The following is a 16,987-nucleotide window of genomic DNA, read 5'->3' on the forward strand; positions in this document are numbered from 1 at the left end:
TGGGTCGCGACGGGAAATCGCCGTCTTCGTCGTCATAATAGCCATAGGGATCACCCCGATAGTAATAGTCGTCGTCGAAACGACGGTCATCGCGATAGCGCGGTGGCGCCTCCCGCCAATGGCGCTGAACAGCATAGCCATCGTCCGGGTCGTCGCCATAATCCGGCGAATACCTCCATTCCTGGGCATGCACGGAAACGCTTGTCATCAGCGCAGCCAGAGCGGGCAAAAGGACCAGTCTTATTGTCTTCATGTCACAACCAACTTCCCGGAGAACGCACGGGACTACGCACCGCATCGACGGGGTCGACGGCCCACAGACAATTCCGGAAACGGCAGGCGTAATTGTGGCAACGGCGATCGAAAGCCAGGATTTTCCCACCTGTTTTGGCGGCGTTGTACAGATCAGGAATGCGTGAGAAAAGGTTCCATGGCGAGGAGGATCGAGGCTCAGTCTTACGCCTCATGTCCTCCTTGTCTTGCGCCGTACCATTCTTTCGACTATCCCACATTCTCTACAATCTCTCGTCAGGTGGCGATGCCGCGACGGCGCGACCTCTGCGGGGCTTGCGGCGAGCGAGGCAAGCTTGCCCACATGCGGGGCTTTAAAGGATCGAGCTCGGAACTTTAACGCCCGCTGCTGTGTTACTGGTGGCCATCGCCAAATCATCCCCATCTCAACACCTATGGAGACCGGCATGCAATCCGCTCCCCGTTCTTGCATGACCAACCGCTCGCTGGTGGCGCTTGCCGTCCTCAACTTCTTTCTTGCCGATGCACGCGACGGCCTGGGACCTTTCCTCGACGGCTTTCTGGCAACCCATGGGTGGTCGCCGATGACGCTCGGTTTCATCGCGACGCTCGGTGGCATATTGGGTATGATTGCTACCCCGCTTTTCGGTGCTTGGGTGGATGCATCCCGCCGTAAACGCATGCTGATCATCATTCCAGTCGTGCTTGTCACCGCCGCAGCACTCTGGACGCTTGCAAGTCCTGGCAATGCGTCGGTCTTCGGCGGGCAGTCAGCGACGGCTATCGTCGGCGCGGTCATCGGTCCGGCACTGATGGGGCTTACGCTTGGTCTCGTCGGGGAGCGCCATTTCTCCAGGCAGGTTTCCAGGAACGAATTCTGGAACCACGCCGGCAATGTCGTGTCACTCGCCGGCATCTATTTCGCGACCATAGCATTTGGTGTGAACGGCATCGTTGGGCTGATGGTCTCGACGGCCGTTGCCACCGTGCTTGCGGTGCTCGCCATCGATCCCGCCAAGATCGATCATCAGGTGGCACGCGGTCTTGCCCATGATAAAGGCGCGCCAGGTCCCTCGGGCTATTCCGTGCTGGTCGGCAGCAAAGGCCTGATCCTGCTTGCTATCACGCTGATGATCTTCCATTTCGGGAATGCGCCGATGAGCAGGCTCATCGCACAGGATTTCTCGATCCAACTCGGCACGCCGTTCCGCACGACTGCGGTAACAACAGGTGTCTCTCAGCTTTCGATGATCGTGATGGCGCTGGCCGCACCGTTTCTCATTCGCCGCTTCGGGCTCGCATCGGTCTTTGTCATCGCCTTGCTGGCCTTGCCGATCCGCGGCGCCATTGCCGGTTCTTTCAGCAGTTTTGCGGTCATCTTTCCCGTGCAGATTCTGGATGGAGTCGGGGCAGGGCTGATCGGTATCGCCACGCCGATCGCGGCGGAAAGGATCCTGTCGGGCACGGGACGCTTCAATGTCGGGCTAGCTGCGGTCATGACCGTACAGGGGATTGGCGCCTCGCTGAGCAATGTCGTTGCGGGCTGGCTTACCAATATCGGTGGATATGGGCTTGCATATTGGGTCCATGGCGGCGTAGCCGTTTTAGCGGTCGCCGCCTTTTTCGCCGGACACAAGAGCATTGCGCCAGCACAAAAGAACGATATTGGTGAGGCCGACGACCTTGCCGTCGCTACACCCTGATCGCCCTTCCGTCCTCTTCCAATCTGTGAATTAAGAACAACATGAACGCACTGACCATGACTTGGGGAATAGCCGGGCTGACCGCACTCGGCGTCATCACACGGCCTTTCGCACTGCCGGAAGCCATATGGGCGATCCTGGGCGCGCTGCTGCTTCTGGTCTTCGGGCTGATCGGTATTGCCGATGCCTGGGTTGGCGTCACGAAGGGCCTCGACGTCTATCTCTTTCTCATCGGCATGATGCTGCTCTCCGAACTGGCTCGCCGGGAAGGTCTCTTCGATTGGCTGGCCCTAGTCGCAACCGCCCATGCCAAGGGATCGCCAAAGCGGCTCTTCGTGCTGATCTATGGTGTCGGCATCGTCGTCACCGTCTTTCTCTCGAATGACGCAACGGCCGTCGTGCTGACGCCCGCGGTCTATGCGGCATGCAAGGCGGCGAGGGTGAAGGATCCGATGCCCTATCTGCTCATCTGCGCCTTCATCGCCAATGCCGCCAGTTTTGTCTTGCCGATCTCGAACCCGGCCAATCTTGTGATTTTCGGCGGCGGTACGATGCCGCCGCTGTCGCGCTGGTTTGCCGCCTTCGCCTTGCCTTCCCTCGTGTCCATCACCGTAACGTTCCTCGCGCTCTACTGGACGCAACGTTCCGTCATCAATGCGGATAGCGTCGCGCCGGATATGCAGGAAATGCCGCTGTCGTCGAGCGCGAAGCTTGCGGGTATCGGTCTTTGTGCCACCGCTGTTGTGTTGCTTGGCGCGTCCACGCTCGATTTCGATCTCGGGCTGCCGACATTTCTGGCCGGATGCCTTACCACTGCGGCTATTTTGCTGATGGAGCGCAAAAGCCCGGTCGAGACGCTCAAGGGCGTTTCCTGGAGCGTGCTGCCGCTTGTCGCCGGTTTGTTCGTCGTCGTCGAGGCGCTGAACCGGACGGGATTGATCGGCAGTCTGGCGCAGTATCTTTCGGACGGTGCCGCGGCCTATCCGTCACAGACGGCGGCAGCTGCAGGCGCAGTCACTGCTTTGGTTTCCAATCTCGTCAACAACCTGCCGGCGGGTCTTGTGGCAGGCAATGCTGTTCAGGCGGCGGATGTTTCCGACAAGATCGCCGGTGCCGTGCTGATCGGCGTAGATCTCGGGCCTAATCTTTCCGTGACCGGCTCACTCGCAACGATCTTGTGGCTGACGGCACTGCGTCGCGAGGGGCTGCATATGGGAGCATGGCCATTCCTGAAGCTCGGTGTTATCGTGATGATACCGGCGCTGGCTTGCTCAATCATTGCCCTCATCATCCAATAGGATATTTGGCTTCTTTCGCCATGTTGACTGCCTTCGGCAGCGGCCTCCTCTGTCCAGACTTCCTGACCATGGAACTGGCCGTTGAAAACGGGGAGGTGCTGCGGGATACGGCGCGGAAGATCACGAAATTCGCGATCATCGACCGGTATAGCGGCAACGGCCAACTGGCATCAATGTTCTGGCTGGGCTGCGGTCCGGCGGATACCGATACCGCGCTTGCCTGTTCCGTCGCCCATGATTCACACAATGTCTGGACGGTAGGTTCTTCCGATCACGCCATGGCGACAGCGGTAAACCGCTTGTAGGTCATCGCCGGCGGATGGGTGCTCGTGCATCGGGGCGAGATCGTGGCGGAGGTCCGCTACGAGATCGGCGGCCTGATGACGGCACGACCGGCGGAGGAACCGGCTCGGGACATGCAGCAGCTATATTCAGGCGCGGAGAAGATCGACTGAATGTATGAGCCTTCCGTGACAAAGATCTGGAAGCCGGGTTTCCCGGAAACCCTCATATTCGCCACCTTGACCTGCCTGCCCTGGCGCTGGGTATTCGTCGCGCCAAGCGATCATGCGCCGTCTGGACTTGTCAACGTCCAGACAGGCAAGCCGCATCCCGTCGTCTGGTAAACTGAAAGGCAAGTACGGGATCGTTGGCGGATGCTGCGATAGCATGTTTTCTATCTCCTGGTGTCCCATCAAGACCACTATGTCTCCATTCGACTTCAAGCGTATTCAAGGTTTCTGTTGTGCAGCCGAAAGCGGGCAACAACGCTCGAATACGTATCGCCCCGGCATGAAGGGAAAGTATTGGATGGCTTTGCAACGTCAGAAGCGGTGAATGCGAAGTCCCAGGACTTTCTCCGACAAGATGACGACGAACAAGGTCAGCACGATGGATACCGTCGAGACGGCGGCGGCTTCGGGGGTGAAGTTCGTGCGCAGATAGTCGTAGAGCTGGATTGGAAGCGTGGCGGTTCCCACGTTCTTCAGCATGAAGGATATGGTGAAGGTGTCGAAGGATATGATGAAGGCGAACAGGCATCCGCCAATCACGCCGGGCTTGATCAGCGGCAGCATGATGCGGCGAAACCGTGTCAATGGCCCCGCGCCAAGGCTCTTGGCCGCCAGGCTCCAGGATGCATCGTAGGACTCCATCGCCGCCGAAACGTTGATGAAGACGAAGGGAAGGGTGATGAGGCAATGGCCGATGATCATCGCCGCGATCGTTCGTGTGCCCATGCCGATCGAATAGACGAAGAACAATAGCGAGATGGCTGTCAGGACTTCCGGCAGCAGCAGCGGCAGGAGCATGGCGAGCCGAATGCTTTCCTTCCAGCGTCCGGCATGCTGGACATAGAAGATCGCCGCCATCGTGCCGATGATCGAGGAAATCACCGTCGAGACCGCGGCCACCCAGAGCGATGTCTTGATCGCGCTGAGGAAGACCTCATTGTGAAAGAACACCACATACCAGCGAAATGAAAGTCCCTGTGGCGGGAACGTCAGGAAGGCGCCGGCATTGAAGGAGGCGCCGACGACCACGAGGATCGGCAGCAGCAGAAAGGCGTAGATTATCAGGCAGTAGCCGGTGAGGAGATGCCTGGACATCAGTTGGCCTTCCATTTCATGCGGGTGAGCCTGGCAAACAGCATCACCACCATCGCCCCGGTCAGGGACAACATCAGCGCCATGGCTGAGCCGAAGGGCCATTGAAACGTATCGATAAGCGCGTCGACGACACTGACCGCCATCGTCTTTACGCGCAGGCCGCCGATCAGGGACGGCGTGACGTAGGCGCTGAGCGACAAGACAAAGACCAGTATGCAGCCGGCCTGTATGCCGGGCATGGCCAGTGGCAGGACAATTCGTCTGAAGGCAGTGATGCGTCCGGCCCCCAGCGAGCGGGCGGCCGCTTCGATCGACGGGTCTATCCCCTGCAGTGCGCTCATGAGCGGAAGGATCATGAAGGGCAGAAAGACGTGCACCAGGGCAATCACGATCCCAAGAGAGTTGTACATTAGGCCAAGCGGGCGATCGATCAGGCCGAAGCCGATCAGGGTGCGATTTATCATGCCATTATTGCCGAGCAGGATCGTCCAGCCATAGCTGCGGATGACGATGCCGACGAGAAGCGGTGAGAGCACAAGGCCATAGGCCAGGCCACGAAAACGCATTTGGGTCTTCGCAAGCTGCCAAGCGACGGGGAAGCCGAGGAGAAGGCAGACGAAGGTGGTGATGAAACCGATCATCAACGTGTTTGCGGTTTGCTCCAGGTAAAAGCTGTCGGCAAAGAGCCTGAGATAGTTTGAGAGGGTGAAGCCGGGCGCATAGGGCGTCCCGCTCCCCGGATTGCGCAGGCTCATGACCACGATGTTGATGTAAGGCAATACCAGAAAGACGCCGAGCAGCAGAACAGCCGGGGCGATCAAGGCAAAGGGCTTCAGAGATTTCGCTCGCAGGCTCATGCGGCAGCTCCGAGCGCCCAGAAGCGATCGCCATCGACCTTGACGGTGACACGGTCGCCCGGAGAGAAACGGCTGCGGGGGAAAGTCTGAACGCTGATCGTGTCGCCGCCAGCAAGCGCCAGCCGATAGTCGATCAGGCTGCCCGAATAATAGCTCGCTGTGATGGTGGCCGGGGTGCCTGTCTGCCCGGCGCTTTCGGGAAACAGCTCGACGGCCTCGGGCCGAAGCACCAGCGTCACGGCTCCATCGGCTGACCTCGGCATATTGCCGATCCTGACCGTGCCGAGAGCGGTATCGATGACCGAGATATCGTTTGCTTCGGTGGAGAGCAGCCGACCGGACAGGATGTTGACCTGCCCCACGAACTGCGCGACTTCGAGGCTCGCCGGCCGATCATAGATATCGGCTGGCGCGCCATATTGGGCGATCTGCCCTCCAAACATGACCACGACGCGGTCCGACATGGTCATTGCCTCGGCCTGATCGTGGGTCACGTAGACGGTGGTGATGCCAACGCGCTTCTGAAGGTCGCGGATAAAGACGCGCATCTCCTCGCGCAGCTTGGCGTCGAGGTTGGCAAGCGGCTCGTCGAGAAGGAGAATTCGAGGTTCGATCACCAGCGCTCGAGCAAGGGCGACGCGTTGTTGCTGTCCGCCGGAAAGCTGGCGCGGATAGCGGTCCGCATAACCGGAGAGCTGCACCATGTCGAGAACACGGGCGGTGCGCTCGGCGATCTCGCGCTTCGGTCTGCGGCGCATCTCCAGTCCGAACGCCAGGTTCTGCGCGACGGTCATATGCGGAAACAGGGCGTAGTTCTGGAAGACCATGCCGATGTCGCGTTTTTCGGCAGGCACATGCACGACGTCCTGCCCATCGAAACGGATCGCGCCTGATGTCGCGTCCTCGAAGCCGGCGATCATTTTCAGCGTGGTTGTCTTGCCACAGCCGGAAGGGCCAAGAAGGGAGATGAACTCCCCCTTTGCGATTTTCACGGAAATGCCGTTTACCGCAAGAGATGCTCCATAGTGCTTGGTCAGCGCTTCGATGCTCACCTCTGTCATGATCGATCTTCCAAATTCTGCCGGCGGCGATTGTGGCCGTGCCACCATGTCGAGAAAGCAGCCGGACCGCATGGAGGCGGGCCGGCAGTAGCGAGAGGATCGTCAGGGCGCGTTTAGCGCATGACCTTTGCCCAGGTCTCCGAGAATTCGGCCTGCTTTTGGTTCATGAAATTCCAATCCCATGTGAGGATCTTGTCCATCGCCTCGCCCGAGATCGGCACATCCTTTTGCAGGTCGGCCGGGACCACCACCTTGGAATTGGTGGGGGAGACGAAGAACTGCTTCATGAGCGGTATCTGCCCCTCCGGAGAAAGCAGGAAGTCGGCATATTGGTAGGCGAGTTCCTTTTCCGGGGCGTGGGCAAGGATATTCAGCGTCTGGTCGAACATCAGCATGCCCTCTTCGGGAACGACGACGTCGATCGGCAGCCCCTGTGAGCGCAGGCGCGCCACTTCGCCGAAATCGAAGGGCGCAACCACGAATTCACCGGCTGCAATGCCCGTCGACAGATTGAAATCTGCCTGTATGACAGGCCCGAGCTTTTCCAGCGCCTTGAAGCCGGCATCGACATCGTATTGATCCTTGCCGAAGATCTTCGATGCCAGCATCAGTTCCATCTTGCCGGCCGTATTGGCGAAGTTGTAGAGGCCGATGCGACCCTTGAATTCCGGGTTTTCCCAGAGATCCTTCCATCCCTTCGGCGGGGTTTTGACCATATCAGTGCGGTAGGCGATGCCGATCGGCGAGACCATCGCCACGGCACCCCAACCATCCGTCTTCTTCGCAAGGGGATAGAGATCGTTGTAGTTCGACAGTTTCGTGAGGTCGAGCTTCTCGAAGAAACCCTCTTTGCGCAGGCTTGAGGCGAAAGCTTCGTTGGTCATCAGGATCGAATAGGGTGGGTTTTCAGCGCCCGCCGCCCGCAGGTTGGCGCTCCAGACACGGCCGTTGCCGGCATCGAGCGTCACCGCGGCACCGCTCTTTGCCGTGAATGCGGGAGCAAGTGTGGAGCGCCAGAATTGCTCCCAGGCGCCGCCGAGCGTCGGCACCACGAGTGTCTTGCTTTGCGCGCGTGCAGGAAGGCTGATCATGGTTGCTGCGGCAAGGCCGCCCATTCCGGCAAGAAGCTGCCGCCTGTTCATGTTCATCATTTCGGTTCCCCTTGTCATGGCCGTATGTCAGTGGGTGCTGGTGCGGCAGGCGATGTTTCGCTTCTTGCGCTCAGGATTTGCTGAAGGCCTGGCTTGTCTTCAGCGCGATATAGTCTCCGTAGGTAATCGGCGTGTATTTCGCCGGCGCCTTTGCCGCAAAGGGCGGCAGGCATTCGATGAGCGTCTCTTTCGATGGATTGACAAAGAAGGGAATGGATTGACGCCGTGTCGTACCCTTGAAATTGCCGGGCGGATTGGCAACCCGATGCGGCGTCGACAGCCATTCGTCATTGGTCCAGCGCATGAAAGCATCGGCGATATTGACGACATAGGCGCCTTCGACGTTCGGCGCATCCAGCCATTCGCCATCGCGCCTGCGGACCTGAAGCCCTCCCGGGGATGCCTCCGAGCGCAGAATGGTCATGAAGCCGTAATCGGTGTGGACGCCTGCCCGCAATTGGCCGGGCAGCGGGCTTTCCTGTTGTTCCGGATAGTTGATGACACGGAGTGCAGAAAGGTGGTCGACAAAGGCCGGCTCGAAATAATCGGGCGCAAGCCCGATCGCCTGGCAGAATGCGCGCCGCAGATGGCCTGCGAGCGTCTCCATCTCGGCAAAATAGGCGCTAAAGGCCGCCTGCAATCCTTGTGGAACCGTCGGCCAGACGTCACCCGGAAGGCGCGGGCCGAAATTCAGGCTTTCCTTGTAGTCACCCGGCGTCTTGATCCCAAGCGTAGCGCTCAGCGCCTCGTCTGCGATCGGGGAGAAAGCGACGCCCCCCTTTAGCGAGGCTCCCCGGCCTTGCTTCTTCTTCCACTCCTGCGGTTCATCGAAGAAATCGCGGGCAAGATTGTAAAGCTGCGCGGTCGCCTCTGTGGAGACGCCATGTCCGGTGATCAGGAAGAAGCCGGTTTCGCGGCAGGCCGCTTCGATCGCCTTGACCACGGTATCGCTGCCGTTGGTCCGATGGATGAAAGGTGCGATATCTATGACCGGAATGCTGTCCATATCCTGCCTTGAGGACGGGGCCGTCTGCATTGTCTGATCCTTTCCGGAGTGAACATAGCCGTGTTGTCGTGGCGGCTTGACGGCCTGCCAACGACGGAGATGATGTCAGTCGAGCCCTTTGAAGGGGGCGTCGCGAAATTCGAGATATTCCTTCAGCGACATCTTCTGGAGATTGCGCATCCATTCCTGCCCGTCCTTGCTGACATGGAGGGCGGCGATGGCGTGCACGTTGTAATCGAAGGATGTCATCAGGCCGGCGGCGATCTGCTGGTTGTTGATGGAGGACTTGGCGAATTTGATCGCCGGAACCGGCATGCGTGCCAGCTTGCGCGCCAGGTTCTCGGTCTTTTGCTTGAGCTGATCGGCGGGCACGATCTTGTTGATCAGGTGCATGCGCAGCGCCTCTTCCGCGTCCACCAGATCACCGGTGTACATGAGCCAGCGGACGTCGCGGGTGGCCAGCAGCCACGGCATGAAGAGGGCAGGCGGACCGGAATTGTGCCGGACTTCCGGCTCGCCGAATTTGGCATTGTCGGCAGCGATCGCAAGATCGCACGACATGACGAGTTCGAGCGCGCCGGCAAGCGCATAGCCGTTCACGGAGGCGATGACCGGGATTGGAGCTTTCCAGATATTTAGAAGCGCCTGGGCATTTTCCGACATGTCGGCATGCCAGTCCTCGATACTAACGTCATAGTCTGCGCCTTGCAGATCATAACCGGATGAAAACGCGCGGCCGGCACCGGTGATCACCAGTGCGTTGACGCCCTTGTCGGCGACGGCAAGCGCAACCGCGCGGTCGATCTCGCGCACCGTCGTCTTGTTCATCGCATTGAGCTTGTCCGGCCGATTGATGGTGATCGTCGCGAACTTGTCCTGTTCATCCTTGTCGTAGAGAATGGTCTCGAAGCTCTCGGTCATGCTCATCTGCTTTTCCTCTTTACGCTGGTGTCAGCCGGTTGCGATACAGTGCTCGATGCCTGCATCAACAGGGCCGCCTTGTTCTTTTCGAAACGCTCTATCGATGCTGATTTGACCGGACCAAACCCCCTGATCTGATCGGGGAGCTGGGCGAGCGCGATGGAGCGCTGCTGGTTTTCCGGCGATAGGTTTGCTGAGAGGTCGTTGATCAGTGCCGTGTAGTCGGCGACCAACTTGCGCTCGGTACGTCGCTCATGCGTGTAGCCGAAAGGATCAAGCGGTGTGCCGCGAAGGAAGCGCAATTTCTCCAGCACGGAGAAAGCCGGTGAAATCAGCTTGCGGCTGATGGCAATCTTTGCCGGGTTGCCGGTGCGCTTGTCGATCCTTCGGGAAAAGAGCGGCGGTGCGAGATGATGCTTGATCTTAAAATCACCTTCGAACTGCGCGGCTATCTTGTCCTTGAAGCTCCGGTCGTTGTGGAGACGAGCCACTTCATATTCGTCCTTGTAGGCCATCAGCTTGAAGGCATTGCGCGCCACGGCTTCGGAAAAATCCTCTCCGAGCTTCGCTCGGGCTTCGGCATTGCGGGCGGTCGTTACCAGCTTGCGGTATTTTGCTGCATAGGCGGTGCTTTGGTAGTTCGTCAGGAACTCGATGCGCTTGGCGACGATGTCGTCCAGCGTCTGCTTGGCCGGCGCCTCGTCGAGGTCGATTGCAGCGGCCTGTTTGACAGCTTGCGAATCCACCACCGAGCGACGGCCCCAGCCGAAGGCTGCGCGGTTCATCGCAATGCCCGTGCCATTAAGTTCGATGGCCGTATCGATCGCTTGAAGGTTGATCGGGACAAGTCCGCGCTGCCAGGCGTGGCCTAGCAGGAACATGTTGGCCGCGATCGCGTCGCCCATCAGGGCCGCGCCCAGTTTTGTCGCGGCGATAAGGCTGATGGCATTGTCACCGGCCGCCCTGCGCAGAGCCTTCAACGTTGCTTCCTGCCGAAAGTCGATCGCGGTGTTCTGCACAAACGAGGCGGTCGGCGCGAAATGATCGTCAAGAACGGCCCTGGTCCGGCCTGCAGCGAATGTGGACAGGGCGTTCTGGGCCGCTGACACGACGATATCGAAGCCAAGGACCAGATCACTTTCGCCCGGCCCGATACGCACGGAGGTGATCTGCTCTCGCGTCCTTGCGACCCGCAGGTGCGAAATGACGGCCCCATTTTTCTGGGCAAGGCCGGTCTGGTCGAGCGTTTGTACGGCGAGACCGTCAATGTGCGCGGCCATCGACAGTATGGCGCTGACGGTGATGACGCCCGTCCCGCCGATGCCGGCGAGCAGCATGTTGTAGGGCCGGTCGGTGATCGGTCGGAGGGTCGGAAGGGGGAGGTCGTCGAAGCTTGCCTTGACCGCCTTTGCCGCCGGCTTGCGGATGGCGCCGCCCTCGACGGTGACGAAGCTCGGGCAAAAGCCTTTGATACAGGAAAGATCGGTGTTGCAGCTAGACTGGTTGATCCGCCGCTTGCGGCCGAACTCCGTTTCCTGCGGTTCGACCGAAATACAATTGGAAACCGCGGAGCAATCGCCGCAACCCTCACAGACGAGTTCGTTGATGAAGGCGCGCTTGTCGGAGACGGCCAAAGCGCCCCGCTTGCGCCGACGCCGTTTTTCGGCAGCACAAACCTGATCGTAGACGAGGACGGTAACGCCCGGCACCTCGCGCAGTTCGCGCTGCACCACATCCAGCTCGTCGCGGTGGTTGATCGTAACGCCGGACGGCAGATTGCCTTGCCAGACCTCGGGGCGCTCGGCGACGACGGCGACCCGGGCCGCTCCTTCGGCGAGCATCTGCCCGACAATGCCGGGAACGGAGACTTCGCCGTCATGCTTCTGGCCGCCGGTCATGGCAACGGCATCATTATAGAGGATCTTGTAGGTGGCGTTGACCTTGGCGGCAATCGCGGCGCGGATCGCAAGCAGCCCGGAATGGAAATAGGTGCCGTCACCCATGTTGACGAAGATATGCTTTTCGTCGGTGAATTGGGAAAGGCCGATCCACGCGCCGCCTTCGCCGCCCATCTGGGTAAAGGTCGAGGTGTTGCGCTCTTCCAGCCCGATCACCATCATATGACAGCCGATGCCGGTGGATGCGCGGCTTCCCTCGGGCAGTCGGGTAGAAACGCTGTGCGGACAGCCTGAACAAAAATAGGGGTCGCGTTTCAGCGCCGGCGTTTCCGTGGCACTGGCCGCGAGGAGCGCCTCGATATCGTGCGATCTGGCCAGCAGATCGGTGTGATGCTCACCGATGAGCGAGACAATCGCCCTGGCAACGGCAACCGCATTGATCTCGCCGGCTGCGGACAAGAGCGGTTTGCCATCCGCGCCGAATTTGCCGTAGACCCTTGGGCGCCGGTCGGAGGCAAGGTTGAAAAGCTGAGCCTTGACCTGGTCTTCGATGACCGCGCGCTTTTCCTCGACCACCAGCAGGGTTTCGACGCCGGAGGCGAACCGTTGCAGCCCCTCCGGTTCGATCGGCCAGACCATGCCGATCTTGTAAAGCCGGATGCCGAGTTCGCCGGCCCGGCGCTCGTCGATGCCGAGGCTTGCCAGCGCGCCCATGAGATCGAGCCACGATTTCCCGGTCGAAACGATGCCGAGCCTCGCTTTGCCGGCAATGCTGCCCCAGACCGTTCTATCGATGCTGTTTTGACGGGCGAAGGCGTGTATCGCCTCCATCTTGTTTTCCAGCCGCCGCTCCATCGCATGCGGGCCATCCGGCCAGCGCAAAGAGAGGTCGCCATTGCCCTCGGGATGGATGATGGCGGGCCGATCGGGGTCGAGCTCGACCGTCGCCGTGCATTCGACGATTTCCGTCTGGCATTTGAAGCCGACCCAGGCACCGGAATAGCGGCTGAGCGCCCAGCCGAGCAATCCATAGTCGATGTATTCTCCGACACCGGCCGGCGACAGGAGCGGCACCATCGCGGAGATCAGATTATGCTCGCTCTGGTGCGGCAGGGTCGAAGAAACGGCACCGTGATCGTCTCCGACGAGCAGCAAAACGCCGCCGTTCGGATTGGTGCCGACGGCGTTGGCGTGACGGATCACGTCCATGCTGCGATCGACGCCAGGTCCCTTGCCGTACCACATGGCGAAGACGCCATCATACCGTGCGCCCGGAAACATTGCCGTCTGCTGCGTGCCCCAGACGGCTGTGGCGGCCATGTCTTCATTGAGGCCGGGCTGGAAGCGGACGTGATGGTCGTCGAGATATTTCTTCGCGCGCGCCATTTCGCGGTCGAAGCTGGCAAGCGGCGAACCGCGATATCCGGAGACATAGCCGGCGGTGTTCAATCCGCGCGCAACGTCGCGCTGACGCTGGATCATCGGCAGGCGAACGAGCGCCTGCGTGCCGGAAACGAGGATGCTTCCCCGATCGAGCGTGTAGCGATCATCGAGGCTGGGTGTCGTCGCGGCCGAGGCCGGGGGCCGGTTTTCGAGGTGTGCGGCGACAGGGAGGGTGGACATTTATGCGCGCTCCCCCGGTGTTGTCGGTTCCATGTCGAAAACGCGGCCGGGATTGAGGATGTTATTGGGATCGAACGCCGATTTGAGACGGCGCATGGCGGCCATCTCCGTCGGGCTACGAACGAGCGCCAGCCACTTCTTCTTTTCAAGGCCAATGCCATGCTCGGCCGATATCGATCCGCCTTCGTTGGCGACGCAGGAGTATGTCACGTCCGCGACGCGGTCATAGTGGTGTGTGCGAACGAGAAAATGCAGATTGCCGTCACCGAGATGACCGAAAATGTAGATGGAAGCGGCGGGATCGACTGTTGCGATTTCGGCCGTGGCCCTGTCCAGGAACCGCTGCATTGCGGAAATGGGCAGGCTGACGTCGAAGCCCGCGACATGGTCCATGCTGAAAATGAACTCGCTCGCCGCCTCGCGCAAAGCCCAGATGGCATGGTAGTCGCGCAATGAGCGGGAAATCGCGACATCGCTGACGATGCCGTCCTCGTAGCATTCCATCAGTGCAGCCGCGAAGCGATCCTCGTCGCCAGCTTCGTCCTGTCCCTGCATCTCGATGAGCGCATACATCCCGGCACCCGCCGGCACAGGTGGCGGCGCGCCGGTGCGGTTGAGAACGCCGGCATAGACGGCGGGGAAGATGACTTCGAAAGCGGAGAGGGAAGGTCCCAAACTCTGGCGCAGGCGCCGCAGGAGAGCGATGGCCGCGCTGAGCGAAGGAAGTGCGCAAAATGCGTTTGCCAGTGACTGTGGCTTCGGATGAAGACGCAGACAGGCACGGGTTACGACGCCGAGCGTACCTTCGCTGCCGATGAAGATCTGGTTGAGATCGAAACCCGAATTGTCCTTCGAAAGGCCCTTGAGGCTGGTCAGCACCGAGCCGTCCGCCATCACGGCCTCCAGGCCAAGAACCTGGGCGCGATACATGCCGTAGCGCAGGACGCGAATGCCGCCGGCATTGGTGGCGATGTTGCCGCCGATGGTGGACGTGCCGCGCGCGCCGATATCCACGCCGAATAGGAAACCGTGGCTGGCCGCAGCCTCCTGGACAGCCTGCAGGGTCGCGCCGGCATGAGCGATCACAGTGCCGGCATCGTCGTTGACGGGCTCGATTGCGCTCATGCGCTCCAGGGACAGCGCAACCTCGCCCGCCATAGGTCGCGCGGCCCCTGCAAGACCAGTGCGTCCGCCTTGCACGACGATAGGCTGGCGAAGGGCGTCGCATGCGGAAAGAATGGCCGACACTGACGCGGTATCCCTGGGGCGAAACAGGATGGATGGCCGTGCGCCGCGCTCGTCTGTCGCGTCTGCACAATAGGCGTCGCCAACATCGGGGCCTGTGACAACAGCGTTCTTGTCCAGCCTGTCGTTGAGGCGGGCCAACAATTCCGAGAGCCGCAAAGACGGCGCAGATAAGGGATGAGCGACGAGCGCCCGGTCGATCGATCCGCCCATTCTGTTCCCCTGGTTATCTGGATCGAGGGCAGGTTATCGCCTATCTGATATTTGTCAAACCTATATTTAAATACCTATAGCCTTTTCGACGAAGGCATGGCATCAATGCTTTCGAGCGAAGGATGGAGCTCTATGAATCTTAGATATGACGAAGTGGTAAGATCCGGCATTGCCAAGCAGGTCGCCGAGAATATCAAGTCCGCGATCCTGGACGGGCGCCTGAAGATCGACGAGCGCTTGCCGACGGAAGAGGATCTTGCCCGGAGTTTTGGAATTTCGCGCCCGACGGTGCGCGAGGCGTTGAAGCGTCTGGCGGCGCAGAACCTCATTCATTCGCGTCGCGGCCCCCTCGGCGGCAATTTCGTGATGCGCCCCGATCCGGAGGGGCTGTCGAAGGCGATTACTGGTGCCGCGACACTTCTCGTCGGCATCGGCGCTTTCGATATTGACGAGATCATTACCGCAAGGCTTGAGACGGAAACCATCTGCTGCCGGCTTGCCTGCGAAAACCGCAGCGAGGAGGGATTGCAGGCCATGGCTGCCGAGATCGCCTTGCAACAGGATCAGGACATCAGTGATGAAGATTTCTGTGCTTCCGATGTGCGCTTCCATCGCGCCCTGGTCGACTCGACCGGCAACGGCCCCTTGAAACTGATGATGTACATCGTGATCGAATCCTTCATTCCGATCACGAACATGATCGTCTTCAGGGTACGCGAGCGCCGCCAGGTCGTTGCTTTCCACCAGCAAATCCATGAGGCGCTGAGTAATCGTGATGTCGGCGAAGCAACGGCGGCGCTCACAAATCTCCTCGCCTATGTGCGGGACAGCTATAGCGCCGCGCTCGACGCACGCGGCCGGCGGGCGAGCGAGCAGGCGCAGTCCTGAACCCGGTCGGCTCACATCCTCAAAAGCATTGAAGTTCAAGGGAATTCCATGTCAGATTCTTTTACGGCAATGGTGATCGATACGGTTGATGGCAAACAGCAGGCCGGCTTCCGGCAGTTGACCTTGGCCGATCTGCCCGACCACGACGTTCTGGTCGAAGTTGCGTTTTCCACGGTCAACTACAAGGATGGGCTGGCGCTTTCCGGCAAGGGAAAGATTGCGCGCCGCACGCCGATGGTTGGCGGTATCGATCTTGCCGGCGTCGTCATCGAGTCGCGCTCGGACAAATGGGTTGCGGGTGACAAGGTCGTGCTGAACGGCTGGGGTCTCTCTGAGACCGAATGGGGCGGTTATTCCCGATACCAGCGGGTCAAGGCGGAATGGCTGATCGCGCTGCCGCCCGAATTCTCCCTGGAACAGGCGATGGCGATTGGAACGGCTGGCTATACCGCCGCCCTTTGTGTCAATGCTCTGGAGGATTGGGGAACGATCGGCGTCGACGATCGGGAAGTGCTGGTCACTGGAGCTGCCGGTGGCGTCGGCTCAGTGGCCGTGAGCCTGCTTGCCAACAAGGGCTACAAGGTAACGGCATCGACTGGCCGGCCGGAAACCCATGATTATCTCGCCTCGCTGGGCGCTTCCGGCTTCGTCGAGCGCGCGGCGCTCAGCGAGAAGGGCGGCCCGCTGCAGAAAGAGCGCTGGGCGGGCGCAATCGATTCCGTCGGCTCGACGACGCTTGCCAACGTGCTGTCCCAGACGGTCTATGGCGGGGCGGTCGCCGCTTGCGGTCTTGCCAGCGGCGCCGATCTGCCGGCGACGGTCTTGCCGCATATCCTGCGCAACGTAGCGCTGCTCGGCATCGATTCCGTCATGGCGCCCATGGCGAAACGCGAACGAGCTTGGCAGATGCTGAGCCAGCACTTGAATCCGGTCCACTTGGAGACGTTAACGCGGATTGAGCCGATGTCGGCCTTGCCGAAAATCGCAGAAGATATCGTTGCGGGTCGCATCCGCGGTCGCGTCGTCGTGGCGATTACGTGACTGTTGAATTCCGCCGTAATCTGACCCCGCGAGGTGGAGGAGCCCCATGAAATGCTTCACTATTTTGAACCAATTGCGGGTTGTCGTAAAATGGCAAACGGGGTGAGTTTCGCATGGAATTCAACAATTGGTGTTTCCATGCTCGATGTGTTGAGGCCGGATCGGCTCCGATGCCTATACGTTCGATGAGGATATCGTCGTTAGCAGCATTGCGCCGAGGACG

Annotated in this window: 12 protein-coding genes and 1 pseudogene; 5 read left to right on the forward strand and 8 right to left on the reverse strand. The window is 60.2% G+C overall.

Annotated elements, in window-relative coordinates; all coding sequences use genetic code 11:
• The first annotated feature begins 698 nt into the window (after positions 1 to 698).
• The 3 genes and pseudogenes from AB6803_RS22585 to AB6803_RS22595 form a co-directional block, all read left to right on the forward strand.
• A complete protein-coding gene (locus tag AB6803_RS22585) occupies positions 699 to 1,955 on the forward strand; it encodes an MFS transporter (protein ID WP_371110996.1) in 1,257 nt (418 codons plus the stop codon).
• Between the two features lie 41 nt (positions 1,956 to 1,996).
• Positions 1,997 to 3,253 (forward strand): arsenic transporter, encoded by a 1,257-nt coding sequence (locus AB6803_RS22590; RefSeq protein ID WP_371110997.1) that lies wholly within the window; start codon positions 1,997 to 1,999, stop codon positions 3,251 to 3,253.
• 53 nt (positions 3,254 to 3,306) lie between these two features.
• Positions 3,307 to 3,879 (forward strand): annotated as a pseudogene (locus tag AB6803_RS22595) (adenine deaminase C-terminal domain-containing protein); the annotation flags it as partial.
• 198 nt (positions 3,880 to 4,077) lie between these two features.
• Here AB6803_RS22595 and AB6803_RS22600 read toward each other — a convergent pair.
• The 8 genes from AB6803_RS22600 to AB6803_RS22635 form a co-directional block, all read right to left on the reverse strand.
• Positions 4,078 to 4,860: an ABC transporter permease gene (locus tag AB6803_RS22600; RefSeq protein ID WP_371110998.1), complete on the reverse strand. Its 783-nt coding sequence runs from the start codon at positions 4,858 to 4,860 to the stop codon at positions 4,078 to 4,080.
• On the reverse strand, positions 4,860 to 5,717 hold the full coding sequence (locus tag AB6803_RS22605) for an ABC transporter permease (protein ID WP_371110999.1): 858 nt from the start codon (positions 5,715 to 5,717) through the stop codon (positions 4,860 to 4,862). Before AB6803_RS22605 ends, AB6803_RS22600 begins: the two co-directional genes overlap by 1 nt.
• Positions 5,714 to 6,778: an ABC transporter ATP-binding protein gene (locus AB6803_RS22610; RefSeq protein ID WP_371111000.1), complete on the reverse strand. Its 1,065-nt coding sequence runs from the start codon at positions 6,776 to 6,778 to the stop codon at positions 5,714 to 5,716. The genes AB6803_RS22605 and AB6803_RS22610 overlap by 4 nt, the downstream gene beginning before the upstream one ends.
• Before the next feature lie 113 nt (positions 6,779 to 6,891).
• Positions 6,892 to 7,929, reverse strand: a complete 1,038-nt coding sequence (locus AB6803_RS22615) for a PotD/PotF family extracellular solute-binding protein (RefSeq protein WP_371111001.1) — start codon at positions 7,927 to 7,929, stop codon at positions 6,892 to 6,894.
• A gap of 70 nt (positions 7,930 to 7,999) precedes the next feature.
• A complete protein-coding gene (locus AB6803_RS22620; protein WP_371111002.1) occupies positions 8,000 to 8,965 on the reverse strand; it encodes an isopenicillin N synthase family dioxygenase in 966 nt (321 codons plus the stop codon).
• 75 nt (positions 8,966 to 9,040) lie between these two features.
• Positions 9,041 to 9,862: an enoyl-CoA hydratase/isomerase family protein gene (locus AB6803_RS22625; protein WP_371111003.1), complete on the reverse strand. Its 822-nt coding sequence runs from the start codon at positions 9,860 to 9,862 to the stop codon at positions 9,041 to 9,043.
• Complete coding sequence (locus tag AB6803_RS22630) at positions 9,859 to 13,377, reverse strand: indolepyruvate ferredoxin oxidoreductase family protein (RefSeq protein WP_371111004.1); 3,519 nt, start codon at positions 13,375 to 13,377, stop codon at positions 9,859 to 9,861. Before AB6803_RS22630 ends, AB6803_RS22625 begins: the two co-directional genes overlap by 4 nt.
• The gene (locus tag AB6803_RS22635) at positions 13,378 to 14,835 is read right to left on the reverse strand and encodes an FAD-binding oxidoreductase (RefSeq protein ID WP_371111005.1); all 1,458 of its coding nucleotides are present in this window, start codon (positions 14,833 to 14,835) and stop codon (positions 13,378 to 13,380) included.
• 132 nt (positions 14,836 to 14,967) lie between these two features.
• Here AB6803_RS22635 and AB6803_RS22640 point away from each other — a divergent pair, with 132 nt between their 5' ends.
• Together AB6803_RS22640 and AB6803_RS22645 are read left to right on the forward strand one after the other, a co-directional pair.
• Positions 14,968 to 15,723, forward strand: coding sequence for a FadR/GntR family transcriptional regulator (locus AB6803_RS22640; protein WP_371111006.1), 756 nt, complete (start codon positions 14,968 to 14,970; stop codon positions 15,721 to 15,723).
• Between the two features lie 48 nt (positions 15,724 to 15,771).
• The gene (locus tag AB6803_RS22645) at positions 15,772 to 16,764 is read left to right on the forward strand and encodes an MDR family oxidoreductase (RefSeq protein WP_371111007.1); all 993 of its coding nucleotides are present in this window, start codon (positions 15,772 to 15,774) and stop codon (positions 16,762 to 16,764) included.
• Positions 16,765 to 16,987 lie beyond the last annotated feature (223 nt).

Origin of the sequence: Rhizobium sp. RCC_161_2 (assembly GCF_041355235.1) — a bacterium.
Taxonomy (GTDB): Bacteria; Pseudomonadota; Alphaproteobacteria; order Rhizobiales; family Rhizobiaceae; genus Rhizobium.